Below are 12,534 nucleotides of genomic sequence, written 5' to 3' on the forward strand. Positions count from 1 at the left end.
TCAGGGCGTGGCATCCAGCGTAGCAGCGCGACCGTCAGGGGCGCCGGATTGAGGCGATGGAAGACGCGCCTACTGCGTGCCTTCCGCCGGATCCTCAACCACCCAGCAGGCGCGCGTCGTCACGGCCGTCGCCGGGTTCGTCGTGACGAGTCGCGTCGTAACGGTGTGCGTGCGCTGGTCCGTGAGCGGCAGCTCAACGATCTTCCAGCCCACGGTCGCCTTCGACGTGTTGAGCGCCTCAACCGCGCACGCGACGGGCGTCTGCGGCGGTGCGCTGACCTCGAACTTCGCGTTGACGACGAGCTCGCTCTCGTGCGTGTAGCCAATGTCCTGCGCCGACACCTGGTTCGAGTTCTGCCACCCCGAGAAGAGGAGGAAACCGAGGCCAGCTGCGACGAGGAGGCCCGCGGCGCCCCACGCAAAGCGGCGGTCAAAGCTCCGTCGCTTCCCGGTCCCGTAGCGGTCTTCCAAGCGCTGTGTCGTCGCGGATTCCGCGTCGACGGCTGCGGCCGCATTCGGCACGGGAACCTCCGATCCAGACTGGGTAAACTATGTCCCTGTTGCCAGAGTACCGGGATCCGCCCGGGAAGCACGTGAGAGGAAGCGCATGACGCTCAGGCTCATCGCGGTGCACGCGCATCCCGACGACGAATCCAGCAAGGGTGCTGCCACCTACGCCCACTACCTCGACCAGGGTGTCGAGGTGCTCATTGTGAGCTGCACGGGCGGCGAGCGCGGCGACGTGCTCAACGAGCTGGTCGCACGGGATCCCAAGAGTCGACGCGACCTCGCCGGCCTGCGCCGCGACGAGATGGCGCGCGCCCAAGAGATCATCGGCTTCGAGCACCGCTGGCTCGGCTATGAGGACTCGGGTCTGCCGGACGAGGGCGAGCCGATCCCGCTCGGATCTTTCGCTGATATCCCGGCCGAGGTGTCGGCCGAGGCGCTCGTGCGACTCGTGCGCGAGTTCAAGCCGCACGTGATGATCACGTACAACGAGCAGGGCGGCTACCCGCACCCGGATCACATCCGCTGCCACGAGATCAGCAAGATTGCTTGGGATCGCTCGGGCGATGCCGACGCGTACCCCGAAGCGGGGGAACCGTGGCAGATCGGCAAGCTCTACTACGAAGAGATCTTCAACGTGGAGCGCATCGAGACGGTCTACCAGTGGCTCGTGGACAACGAGCCGACGTCGCCGCTCGTTGCACAGTTCGGCGAGATGCGTGAACGGATGTCGAAGCGGCTGAACCGCAGCACCGCGAAGATCGAGGTGGGTCGCTTCTTCGAGCGCCGCGACGAGGCGCTGCGCGCGCACGCGAGCCAGGTGCCGCCGGACAGCCCATTCTTCTTCTGGCCAAACGAAGTGCAGCGCCAGGCGTGGCCTTTCGAGGACTACCGGCTCGCGGCGTCGCGGGTGGCCACGAGCGAGTTTGAAGCAGATTTGTTCCAGGGGATTACAGAGGAGACGGCATGAGCCTGATGAGTATCGCACTGCGTATCGCAGAGGAGAACACCGAGTTCGACCCGAACACGGTGAGCCCCGGCGTTGAAGGATTCATCTTCACCGGACTGATGGCGGCGGGCATTATCGGCCTCGGCTTCCTGCTCGTCAGCCGGCTGCGTCGCAACGCGTACCGGCACGAGGTGCGCGCGCAGATCGCGGAAGAGCTCGGCGAGACCGGCGCAGACGCCGAGCCGCGGAGCTGACCGTCGTGAGCGGGCCGGGCGCACCGAACTGGGGCGACCCCGATGAGTTCGGGGGACCCTGGGGCGGCGAGCCCGGCGCGTTCGGCGACGAAGAACGGTGGCCCGGCGAGGCCTGGGGCGCTCCGGCGCCCGGGGCACCTGATCCCACTCGAGGGGCGGCGCCGGGAACCGCGGCAGGAACAGTGCCAGGAACCGCGCCCGCCGGTGTGAGCGCTCCTGACGCAGGTGCCGCTCCCGTGACGTTTGGCACGGTGCAGGCGGTGGGCCACGATCCGCTCACCGTGCTCTCTGGGGTCTTCGGCTACGACGCGTTCCGTGGCGAGCAAGAGGAGATCATCCGCCACGTCATCGGCGGTGGTGACGCCGTGGTGCTCATGCCCACCGGCGGCGGCAAGTCGATCTGCTATCAGATCCCCGCACTCGTGCGCGACGGGACCGGGATCGTGCTCTCGCCGCTCGTGGCACTCATGCACGATCAGGTCGCCGCGCTGCAGCTCGCTGGGGTGCGGGCGGCGGCGCTGAACTCGTCGATGTCGATCGACGAGCGGCGGGAGGTCGAACAGGCGTACCGCACCGGTCAGCTCGATGTGCTGTACCTCGCGCCCGAGCGGCTCTCCGCGCCGGGCACGGTCGAACTGCTTGGCCAGGGGCACATCGCGCTCTTCGCGATCGACGAGGCGCACTGTGTGTCGCAGTGGGGGCATGACTTCCGGCCCGACTATCTGCGACTGGGGCAGCTCGCTGAGCTCTGGCCGAACGTGCCGCGCATCGCACTCACCGCGACCGCGACGCCCGAGACGCACCGTGAGATCACGGAGCGCCTGCACCTCGGCGAGGCGCGGCACTTCGTGTCGAGCTTTGATCGGCCGAACATCCGCTACCGCATCGAGCCGAAGCAGAACGCGCGTGGCCAGCTCATCGCGTTTATCCAGGGCGAGCACGCGGGGGAGGCCGGCATTGTGTACGCGCTCAGCCGGAAGCGCGTGGAGCAGACGGCCGCCGCGCTGCGCGACGCGGGCATCGATGCGGTCGCATACCACGCGGGGTTGCCCGCGGAGACCCGGCTCGACGCGCAGACGCGCTTCCTTCGCGAGGACGGCGTGGTCGTCGTGGCAACGGTGGCCTTCGGCATGGGCATTGATAAGCCAGACGTGCGGTTTGTCGCCCACATCGACCTGCCGAAGTCGATTGAGGGGTACTACCAGGAGACGGGCCGGGCCGGGCGCGATGGCCTGCCTTCCGAGGCGTGGCTGGCGTACGGCCTCGCCGACGTCGTGCAACAGCGCCAGCTCATCGAGTCGGGCGATGGGGATCAGGCCACCCGCGCGAACCAGACGCGGCACCTCGATCAGATGCTTGCCCTCTGCGAGGGGGTGTCGTGCCGGCGCGTGTTCCTGCTTCGCTATTTCGGGGAGGATCGCAGCGAGCCGTGCGGCAACTGCGACGTCTGCCTGAACCCGCCCAAGCTGTGGGACGCAACGATCCCCGCCCAGATGCTGCTGTCGACGATCCTCCGCACGGAGCGAGAGCGACGTCGCACCTTTGCAGCGGGCCAGCACATTGATGTCTTGCGCGGCACCGGTTCGGAGCGCGTCACGCAGTTGCGCCTCGACGAGCTCTCGACGTGGGGCATCGGCGCGGAGTGGTCCGTGGCCCAGTGGCGGGGCGTGGTGCGCCACCTGCTCGCCACGGGTGTGCTCGCGGCGCAGGGGGAGTGGGGCGTGCTCGCCCCCACCGAGGCCGCGAAGCCCGTGCTGCGCGGTGAAGAGCAAGTGATGATGCGTGAGGAAGTGGTGGCGCGCGCCGCTCGCTCTGGCCGGGGCTCCCGTGGCACCCGCTCGGGCCTCACCGGGGCGAAGCAGTCGGCTGCTGCGGCGGAGCTCACCCCCGAGCAGGGCGAAGTGTTTGAGCGCCTGCGCGCCTGGCGTGCGGAGGAAGCGAAGCGGCAGGGAGTGCCCGGGTATGTGGTGTTTGGTGACGCGACGCTCGCCGCGCTTGCCGTGCACCGGCCCGGCACGGATCCCGAGCTGCTCGCGATTTCCGGCATCGGTGAGGTGAAGCTCGAGCGCTACGGCGCGGCGGTGCTGGCGCTCCTTTCGGAATAGCCGCCCCGGCGTCCCTCTCATTCCCCGCGCAGGGCAGCTTGCCGTGCGTTGGAGCCGGGCAGGCGGGCACCTGGGGCCGCGGCGGGCTAGCGAAGGTAGACCGGGTCGAGCGCCACGAGCAGTGCCGCCGTCCAGTGACAGAGGAACGCGATCACCGTGAGCGAGTGGAAGATCTCGTGGAACCCGAACACCCCGGGCACGGGATTCGGGCGCTTGAAGCCGTAGACGATGGAGCCGGCGGTGTAGAGCAGCCCGCCGACCACCACGAGCACCATTGCGGCCATGTTCGCGTTCGCGATGTCAACGATGTACATCATCGCCGCCCAACCCAGCAGCACATACAGGGGGACGTACAGCCAGCGCGGAGCTCTCAGCCAAAACACTCGGAAGCCGATGCCGAGGAGTGCGAACGCCCACACCAGCACGAGCAACAAGACGCCCTTGTTCAGCGGCAGCGCGAGCAGCGCAAGCGGCGTGTAGGTGCCCGCAATGAGCAGGAAGATGTTCGCGTGGTCGAGCCGCCGGAACAGCTGCTTCGTCTTCGGGCTCCAATTGATGCGGTGATAGAGGGCCGAGATGCCAAACAGCAGCATGCTGGTCAGCATGAACACCGCCGACGCCCACTTCGCGAGGGCGCCGTGCGCGAGACAGATCAGCACGATGCCCGCGGCAACCGCCACCGGGAACGTGCCGGCGTGGATCCACCCCCGCCAGCGCGGCTTCACCTCGGCGGGCGGGGCGGTGTCGGCCACCGTGCCCGATCCCGCGCCCGCGTCTGCATCCGGGCCCTGCGGCTCCGTGTGCTCAAGCGCGTCCGCGAGCAGCGGCAGTGAGAGTCGATCGGGCTCGGGGAACGGGCGCTCGACGTGAGGCGGTTCACCCGCGGGCTGCTGCCCCGCGCGCTCGCCGGAGAAGGAGTCGCTGCCGCCGGAGGAGGTCATGTCCCGAGTGTATGTTCCGCACAGATCTGGTGGGGCATATATGTGGAGGATCCCCAGCCGCGCCGCGCTCGCCGCCGGGCCCCGCCCAGCCGCAACCCGGTACACTCTGAGGGTGAAGCCCCAGCCACCGACGCCACGCACCGGTCTCCTGTACCGGATGTACTCGCGTCGCCTGCGCAAGGAAATCGACCCGGCGCGCGTGCCGCAGCACATCGCCGTGATTGTCGATGGCAATCGCCGCTGGGCGAAGCAGCGCCTGCAGGAGCGGGCAGCGTTCGGCCACCGGGCGGGCGCGCAAAAGGTGCCCGAGTTTCTCGGCTGGTGCGAGGAAGCCGGCATTCGCACGGTAACCCTCTACCTGCTCTCAGCGGACAACCTGAAAGCGCGGGATCGCCAAGAGCTCGACGACCTGCTCGGCATCATCGGGGAACTCGCGGCGCAGCTCGCCGAGAATCCCCGCTGGCGAGTGAAGCACGTTGGCTCGTGCGACGGCCTGTCGCCCGAGCTCACCGCCGCGCTCGCCGCAGCCGAGGAGACGACGTCGGACCACGAGGGGCTCCACATCAACCTCGCGGTTGGCTACGGCGGCCGCAGTGAGATCACGGCAGCGGTGCGCAGCGTGATCGCGGAGCACCAGGCCGCGGGCGGCACGATCGACACACTCGACGAGCACCTCACCCCGGAAACGATCGGCGAGCACCTGTGGACGCGCGGGCAGGCTGATCCCGATCTGGTGATTCGCACCTCGGGCGAGCAACGCCTCTCTGACTTCATGATCTGGCAGTCCGCGCACTCCGAGTTTTACTTCGTTGAGGCGCTCTACCCGGATCTGCGCGAGGTGGACTTTCTCCGCGCGCTTCGCGACTACTCATCCCGCCAGCGACGACTCGGAGGCTAACCATGGTGACGCGTCAGGATCAGACTCTTCCCGACCTGGGTGGCCAGCGCGTGCTCGTCACGGGCGCATCAGGTGGCATCGGCGGCGGCATTGCCCGGCGCTTCGGTGCGGCGGGGGCGCGCCTCGCGCTGCACTATCGCGGCTCGGCCGCACCCGTGTTTGCCCTGATTGAGGAGCTGCGCGATCGCGGCGTTGAGGCGGTTGCCGTGCGCGCCGACCTCGCACTGCCGGGAGCCGCGGCCGGCCTCGTTGCCGACGCCGTCGATGCACTTGGCGGGCTCGATGGCCTCGTGAACAACGCGGGCATCCAACCGCTCACGCCCCTCGCTGACACGTCGCGCGAGGAGTGGGATGAGGTGCTCGGGACGAATCTCGGCGCTGTGTTCGAGCTGTCGCGCGAGGCGGCCGCGGCCATGCAGCGCACCGCGGAGAGTGAAGCGGTCGCGAGTCTCGATCGGGATCAAGAAGCTCCCGTGAGCCGCTGGATCACCCACATCGCGTCGATCGAGGCGAGCCGGCCCGCGCCCGCGCACGCGCACTACGCGGTGGCCAAGGCGGGGCTCGTGATGCACGCGCGCGCCGCCGCGCTCGAGCTGGGCCCGGCCGGGGTGCGCGTGAACACGGTGTCGCCCGGGTTGGTGTCGCGCCCCGGGCTTGCCGAGGCGTGGCCTGAGGGCGTGGCAAGCTACACGGAGCGTGCGCCGCTCGGTCGGCTTGCCACCGCGGAAGACATCGGTAATGCGTGCGTGCTGCTCGCCTCGGCCGGTGCGAGCTTCATTACGGGGCAGGATCTCGCCGTCGATGGCGGCATGCTTGCCACCCCGGGCTGGTAACGCAAGCCTCGAGCGCGGCACCGCCCCGCGCAGCCCGGCCCGGTACAGTTGGGCAGGGTACAACGATGGAGGATTCGCGATGAGTGAGACCGAGAACGCGCACACTGGCGCAGCCGCACAAGCGCAGGCGACGGTGTTGCGTGCCGACGCGATGCTGACCCCGGCGGGCGCGGTCGCCCCGGCCGAGCTGGCATTCGACGCGGACGGCCGGATCACCTACGCGGGAGCCCCGCGCGATGCCGCCGAGTTGCCCGAGGACGCCGTGCTGCATGAGCTCGCGGGGCACGTGCTCATGCCGGGCCTCGTGAACGGTCACACGCACTCCGCGATGACGCTGCTGCGCGCGGTCTCCGACGACGAGGGCTTCATGCCCTGGCTTGCGGCAGTGCAGGCGCTGGAGCAGCACCTCACCGCGGCGGACGTTGCCGCGGGGCTCGAGCTGGCGCTCGTCGAGATGATCGAGACGGGCACAACGGCTTTCGCCGATATGTACCACTGGGACGCCGAGCTCATCGAACTGGTGCGCTCCGCCGGGATGCGCGCGCTCATCGCTCCCGCATCGTTCGCCCCCGAGACGGTGGGGTTCCCCGGCGTCTCCGCGGCGAATGGGGCCGCGGTGACCGCGCTCACGGAGGAGCTTGCCGAGCGCTACGCCGCCGACCCGCAGATCCGCCTCGCGTACGGGCCGCACGCGCCGTACACGTCGCCGCCCGAGTTTCTCAGCGACATCGCCGCGCGTGCAGCCGCGCGGGCGATCCCGATCCACACGCACGTTTCCGAGTCGGCAGCCGAGGTGGCACAGATCACCGAGCAGTACGGCGCGACGCCCGCGGATCACCTCGAGCGGGTGGGGCTTTTCCAGGCCGAGGTGCTCGCCGCGCACTGTGTGCACCTCACCCCGGAAGAAATCGAACTGTTCGCCCGCACGGGCGCTGCGATCAGCCACAACCCGGTCTCTAACCTGAAGCTCGGCAATGGCATTGCGCCGCTGCCGGAGTGGCAGGCGGCCGGAATTCGGCTGACCCTCGGCACCGACTCGGTGGCGAGCAACAACACGCTCGACCTGTTCGAGGAGATCAAGACGGCCACGATCCTGCACCGCGGCGCCCGCCAGGATGCGGCGATCGTGAAGGCCTCCGACGTGCTGGCGATTGCCACGCACCGCGGCGCTGAGGCGATTGGCTTTCCGGAGACGGGCGCGCTTGAGGCGGGTCGCCTGGCCGACGTGATCGCGCTCGATGTCACGGGATCGGCCGCGACCCCGTTTGATCCCGCCGCGCTCGTATCGCACCTCGGATTCGCCGCGACCGGCGCAGACGTGCGCCACGTCTTCATCGGCGGCCGCCACGTGTATGCCGATGGCGAGCACCAGACCCTCGACGCGACTGCCGTCCGCGCTCGCGCCGCCCAAGCGCGCGCCCGCCTAGCCGATCTCGCAGAGGGCGCTCGCGCCTAACCGCTTCCCGCTTGCCGGCTGCGCGCCGGCTCACCCACACACGAAAGGCCCACCATGGCACCCGTCCGTCTTCCCGCCGACTCCGAACTGCCTCTGCTGCGCACTCGCGTTTCCGACCTCGCCGACCGTGCGCTCGTCGTCGGCGATCCGGGGCGTGCGGCCCGCGTCGCCGAGCAGCTCGACGATGTGCGTCAGCTCTCGGCCAACCGTGAGTACCACGTCTACGCGGGCACCTACCGCGGTGTTCCCGTCACGGTTGCCTCGCACGGTGTCGGCGCGGCCGGCGCTGCGGTCTGCTTTGAGGAGCTCGCACGCGGTGGCGTGACCCGCATCATCCGCTCGGGCACCGCTGGCGGCATCCAGCCCGAGGTGGTCGACGGCGCGATCGTCGTCGCGACGGGCGCCGTGCGCGCGGACGGCATCAGCCACCAGCTCGTGCCGAGCGAGTTCCCCGCGATCGCCACCCCGGAGCTCACGATTGCGCTCCGCGAGGCCGCAGCGAAGACGGGCCTGCGCACCCACAGCGGCATCGTGCTGACCGGCGACATGTTCTACCCGAGCGACGTGATCGTGGGCATTGACCACCAGATGTGGCAGCGCGCAGGGATCGTCGCGGTCGAGATGGAGGCCTCGGCACTCTTCGTGATCGCGTCGCTCCACGGCATTGAGGCGGGCGCCGTCTTCGCCATCGATGGCAACCCGCTTGCGGCGAAGAACGACTCGATGGATGGCTACGATCCGTACCGTGAAGTCGTCACACAGGCGGTCGATGGAGCGCTCACGAGTGCGCTCGACGTGCTCGTCTCCTAGACTGCACGAACACGTACGGGGGTCCGATCGCGCGCTGCGCGGCCGGGCCCCCGTACGTGTGGGGCCGCCTGGCGTGGCCTGGAGTGCAGCGTGAATTACAGATCGAGCACCGAGAGCAGGATCGAGACTTCCTCGCCCACCTCGATGCCCGCTGCTTCGCGCACCGCACGCTTAATGGGCAGCACGTAGGCGCCGTCCGTGCCCGCAGGGAAGATGGAGGTGCGCCACACGGTCGCGCCCACCCGGGCTTCGACCTTCACCGCACCGAAGCCCGCACGCGGGCGGGGGATCTCGGCGATGTCCTCGGAGAGCGGTCCCGGTAGTTCGATGAAGACCCACTTCTCGGTGCGAGCCTCCCAGAGGTAGGGGACCGCGGTGAACTCGACGAACACGTTAGGCGATGCGCGAGCGATCGAAGGGGTCGAGGCTGATGCCGCGCTCGAGCACCACCTTCGCCCACTCCTGTGCGGAGTGGAGACTATGGTCGCGGTAGTTGCCGCAGCTCACCGCCTGGGTGCCCGGCACGTCAGCCCAAGTGACGCGGTGCGCGAGGTCGTCGAGCGCCGACTTGATGGCCGCCGCCACCTCCTCCGGGGTGGGCTCGCCCCAGGCAATCAGGTGGAAGCCCGTGCGGCAGCCGAATGGCGAGATGTCGATGAGGCCCTCGAAGCGGGTGCGCAAGAGGGCGGCGAGCGTGTGTTCGATGGTGTGCAGGCCCGCAGTGGGGATCTCCTGCTCGTTCGGCTGCACGAGCCGAATGTCGTAGTTCGAGATCGCGTCGCCTTTGGGCCCGTGTTCCACCCCGATCAGTCGGACGTAGGGTGCCAGGACTTTCGTGTGGTCGAGGGAGAAGCTCTCCACCTCGGCAAGTTCGACGTCGCTCATGCGGCCAGTGTAACGACGACACACGACAACGCCCCCGGCGTGCGTCACACGACGACACCGAGGGCGGTGGTGGGCGGTTCGGGATCCATTGGGATCCCGAACCGTGCCGCGAACCTACGCCGCGCGGGCAAGGTCGCTGAGCGAGAGATCGCCACGGGTGAGCGCGATGCGCGTCAGTTCGCCCTGTGGAGCCTGCTCGACCCGCACGTCCCACCCCGAACGGGTGAGGCGCTCGAGATCGCCGCGGGCAGCGCCCGGCTGGTCAGTCTCGACGAGGTAGAGCGTGCGCCCGGAGGTGCGGTATACGGAGCGGTGCTGCGCCCACTCGGGCACGCGCATTTCCGAGCCCGATCCGAGCGAGTGGTAGGGGGTGCGCAGAGCGGGTCGCTGCTGCGCTGCGGTGCGCTGGGTGCGATGCTTCAGCTGGTTCATGGTGTTCCTTTCTTGCCGCACCATCGTGGTGCGATACCCGCCAAGTACTTCTCGCGGGTGCGGGGCTCGGGATCGAGCCAGCCGCGACGAATCCTGTGCGCGTGAGCGCGGTGCGGACTGCCGTCGTGGCGAGACGCACCACTGCATCACGTTGATGGAGTGCGCCGAGGAGCTGTACGCTGCGGCCGCGGAGTGGGAGGCATTCCTGCTTGAACGAGGAAGATCACGCGTGCCGATGCAAGCTCGAAACCTTAGTTTAGAACAGGTCTTCGAAAAACGCTAGTGTTGATTCGAAATTGATTCGAAACCGCGCGTGAGCGCGAGGGAGAGACTGACATGTCGGACGCCAGCACCCTGCTCGTTTTTGCTCACCGTGACGAGGCTTCGGCCTTCGCGGATGTGCCGCACCTCGTGACCGGAGTCGGCAAGGTGCAGGGAGCGGTGTCGCTCGCTGCGGCGCTGGCTGACGGGGATGTCAAGCGTGTTGTCGTGCTGGGCACGGCTGGCGTGGTGGGTGACGGCGAGGATCGGCTGAGCCTCGAGGAGGTCGTGCAGATCACGGGTGTGGTGCAGCACGACTTCTCGCTGCCTTCGCCGACGCTCGAGCCGGCCGGAACGGTCATCCTGCCGGAGCGCACGGCCACCATCGCGACGGGTGATGTGTTCGTGAAGGATGACGCGCAGCGCGCCCACATCTCAGGGCTCGGTGCGGCGCTCGTGGACATGGAGTCGTACGCCTACGCGAGCGTCTGCGCGAAGTTCGACGTCCCGCTGCAGCTCTTTAAGATCCCTTCGGATTTTGCGGACTCTTCGACCACCGATGAGGAATGGGACACCATCGTGTTCCGCAAGAGCGAGCAACTCCGCGCATTCTGGGACGCACAGCTGGCATAGCTCAGTCCAGGAGTCCAGGGGGCGCGCGACTGCATCTCTGGGCTCAGTATGTTCTTGCCCTGCGACTAGCCTTTGGCTTCCTATGAATTGCTGTGAATACTCTCGCGGAGCGGGGGTTTTTGTCCAAAAATCGCTCCAAATACCGCTCGTTCGAGGGATCCGCCGGCAGTTCGCGCCGTGTAGCGTGTGAGCTGAAATACGTAGGTTGTCGATGGATTGGGGCGCAGATGGGGGTCGGCTCTCAGACCGCGGTCGAGACACTGGACGAGATCGCGGCGGATCTCACGCGCCTGCGCGAGCGTACCGGGGCGACGAGTTACGCGGAGATCGCGCGGCGGATCACGGTGCGACGGGTAGCGCTCGGGGATTTGCCGGACGGCGCGATGATCCCACGCTCCACCGTCTATCACGCCTTTAGCAAAGGGCGCTCACGGATTGACGCCGAACTCGTACGTGACATCGCGCTTGCGCTGGGGGAGAGCGCTGCGAGCGCCGAGGACTGGGTGCGCCGGTGTGGTTCAGCGCGAAAGCACGTGCCGGCGCGCGTTCCCGAACGCGCATCGGGCGATGCGTCCACGTCGCTCGCAGCGGTCCGCTCGGAGGCGGCCGCGGGGGAGCGCGAGATAGACGCTAAGCTCTCTGATCCCAATCTCTCTGCGGGGCTCGCTCCGGTCGTTGGGCGCATCGAGCCGCGCACCGGTTCGGTGCCGGCCGTCGCGCTCTCCGCTGCCTCGCACAGCGCGCTCGCGGTGTGGGCATCGCCGCGTGGTCAGGCGCAATTAGCGGCCGCTCCCGAGGCGCTCGCTGCGGCGCCGGAGGCTGTGGCAACGATCGCACCGCTCACTGAACTTCCGGCAGCCACCGAGCAGCTGGGAGATCCCGGAGGGGAGCCCGCTGCTGAAGTTGTCGCGTGCCCCAGCCCTCGCCGACGCACGCGCGCACAGCGTGCACGATTCGTCGCATTGGTGCTGCTCGCGTGCCTCGCGCTGAACCTTTGTGGGCAGCTGCTCGTCACGCTGTTGCACCTGCCGGTGTACCTCGACATGATCGGCACTGCGGTCGCCGCACTCGCGTTCGGACCGTGTGCGGGTATGCTCGTCGGGCTCGCAAGCAACGGGGTGGGGGTCGCGGTGAACGGCCCGATGTCGCTGCCGTTCGCGCTCGTCAACGTTGCTGGAGCGCTCGTGTGGGCGTACGGTGTGCGACGCTTCCGCGGGGGCGACACGTTCCTGCGTTTCTTCTCGCTGACCATCATCGTTGCCGTGGCGTGCTCGCTCGTGGCCACGCCGATTCTCACCTTCGGCTACGCGGGAATCACCGGGCACGGCTCCGAGAATGTCTTGCGGTTGCTGTCCGAGGGGGCGAGCTCAGTCATGCCTGGGGTGTTCGCCTCGAACGTGCTGTCCTCGATCACGGACAAGTTGCTCACCGGGTTCGTGGCGCTCGCGCTGCTCGTGCCGCTCACGCGCCGGGGCGGCGCAGATGTGCAGCACCTCCGGGTGGTCGATCGGCTCATTGCCGAGTAGCGCGCGCGGTGCACGGGTGGTGCTGAAGTCGTGCCATACCCCGT

Annotated in this window: 14 protein-coding genes; 9 read left to right on the top strand and 5 right to left on the bottom strand. The window is 68.5% G+C overall.

The features are described from left to right. Nucleotides 1-69 precede the first annotated feature (69 nt). On the bottom strand, nt 70-522 hold the full coding sequence (locus ACR81A_RS02655) for a DUF4307 domain-containing protein (protein ID WP_440312493.1): 453 nt from the start codon (nt 520-522) through the stop codon (nt 70-72). 85 nt (nt 523-607) lie between these two features. Here ACR81A_RS02655 and mca point away from each other — a divergent pair, with 85 nt between their 5' ends. The 3 genes from mca to recQ are packed head-to-tail and all read left to right on the top strand — an operon-like array spanning nt 608 to nt 3,815. Continuing rightward, nucleotides 608-1,477 (top strand): mycothiol conjugate amidase Mca, encoded by an 870-nt coding sequence (gene mca, locus ACR81A_RS02660; RefSeq protein ID WP_440312494.1) that lies wholly within the window; start codon nt 608-610, stop codon nt 1,475-1,477. Further along, entirely contained in the window at nt 1,474-1,710 is a 237-nt protein-coding gene (locus ACR81A_RS02665) for a hypothetical protein (protein WP_440312495.1), read from the top strand. The genes mca and ACR81A_RS02665 overlap by 4 nt, the downstream gene beginning before the upstream one ends. Before the next feature lie 5 nt (nt 1,711-1,715). After that, nucleotides 1,716-3,815 carry a DNA helicase RecQ gene (gene recQ, locus ACR81A_RS02670; RefSeq protein WP_440312496.1) on the top strand — a complete coding sequence of 700 codons (2,100 nt, stop codon included), beginning with the start codon at nt 1,716-1,718 and terminating at the stop codon, nt 3,813-3,815. 86 nt (nt 3,816-3,901) lie between these two features. Here recQ and trhA read toward each other — a convergent pair whose 3' ends face one another. Next, on the bottom strand, nt 3,902-4,756 hold the full coding sequence (gene trhA, locus ACR81A_RS02675; RefSeq protein ID WP_237462672.1) for a PAQR family membrane homeostasis protein TrhA: 855 nt from the start codon (nt 4,754-4,756) through the stop codon (nt 3,902-3,904). Between the two features lie 112 nt (nt 4,757-4,868). On the opposite strand from trhA, the gene ACR81A_RS02680 reads away from it, so the two are divergent. The 4 genes from ACR81A_RS02680 to ACR81A_RS02695 all read left to right on the top strand — a co-directional run bounded on the left by ACR81A_RS02680 (nt 4,869) and on the right by ACR81A_RS02695 (nt 8,753). After that, the gene (locus tag ACR81A_RS02680) at nt 4,869-5,654 is read left to right on the top strand and encodes an isoprenyl transferase (protein ID WP_337248951.1); all 786 of its coding nucleotides are present in this window, start codon (nt 4,869-4,871) and stop codon (nt 5,652-5,654) included. Between the two features lie 2 nt (nt 5,655-5,656). Then, entirely contained in the window at nt 5,657-6,487 is an 831-nt protein-coding gene (locus ACR81A_RS02685; RefSeq protein WP_440312497.1) for an SDR family NAD(P)-dependent oxidoreductase, read from the top strand. A 79-nt stretch (nt 6,488-6,566) separates the two neighbouring features. Then, nucleotides 6,567-7,943, top strand: coding sequence for an amidohydrolase (locus ACR81A_RS02690; RefSeq protein ID WP_440312498.1), 1,377 nt, complete (start codon nt 6,567-6,569; stop codon nt 7,941-7,943). 54 nt (nt 7,944-7,997) lie between these two features. Next, on the top strand, nt 7,998-8,753 hold the full coding sequence (locus tag ACR81A_RS02695; protein ID WP_440312499.1) for a nucleoside phosphorylase: 756 nt from the start codon (nt 7,998-8,000) through the stop codon (nt 8,751-8,753). A gap of 95 nt (nt 8,754-8,848) precedes the next feature. Here ACR81A_RS02695 and ACR81A_RS02700 read toward each other — a convergent pair whose 3' ends face one another. The 3 genes from ACR81A_RS02700 to ACR81A_RS02710 all read right to left on the bottom strand — a co-directional run bounded on the left by ACR81A_RS02700 (nt 8,849) and on the right by ACR81A_RS02710 (nt 10,070). Next, nucleotides 8,849-9,145, bottom strand: coding sequence for a DUF1905 domain-containing protein (locus ACR81A_RS02700; protein WP_202382216.1), 297 nt, complete (start codon nt 9,143-9,145; stop codon nt 8,849-8,851). 1 nt (nt 9,146) lies between these two features. Then, nucleotides 9,147-9,638: an S-ribosylhomocysteine lyase gene (locus ACR81A_RS02705; RefSeq protein ID WP_202382215.1), complete on the bottom strand. Its 492-nt coding sequence runs from the start codon at nt 9,636-9,638 to the stop codon at nt 9,147-9,149. Between the two features lie 114 nt (nt 9,639-9,752). Then, complete coding sequence (locus ACR81A_RS02710; protein WP_202382214.1) at nt 9,753-10,070, bottom strand: hypothetical protein; 318 nt, start codon at nt 10,068-10,070, stop codon at nt 9,753-9,755. 336 nt (nt 10,071-10,406) lie between these two features. Here ACR81A_RS02710 and ACR81A_RS02715 point away from each other — a divergent pair, with 336 nt between their 5' ends. Further along, nucleotides 10,407-10,964 carry a phosphorylase family protein gene (locus ACR81A_RS02715; protein ID WP_440312500.1) on the top strand — a complete coding sequence of 186 codons (558 nt, stop codon included), beginning with the start codon at nt 10,407-10,409 and terminating at the stop codon, nt 10,962-10,964. A gap of 227 nt (nt 10,965-11,191) precedes the next feature. Then, a complete protein-coding gene (locus ACR81A_RS02720; protein WP_440312501.1) occupies nt 11,192-12,490 on the top strand; it encodes a hypothetical protein in 1,299 nt (432 codons plus the stop codon). The last annotated feature ends 44 nt before the right edge of the window (nt 12,491-12,534 follow it).

It is taken from the genome of Leucobacter chromiireducens, assembly GCF_051993095.1.
GTDB lineage: Bacteria > Actinomycetota > Actinomycetes > Actinomycetales > Microbacteriaceae > Leucobacter > Leucobacter chromiireducens.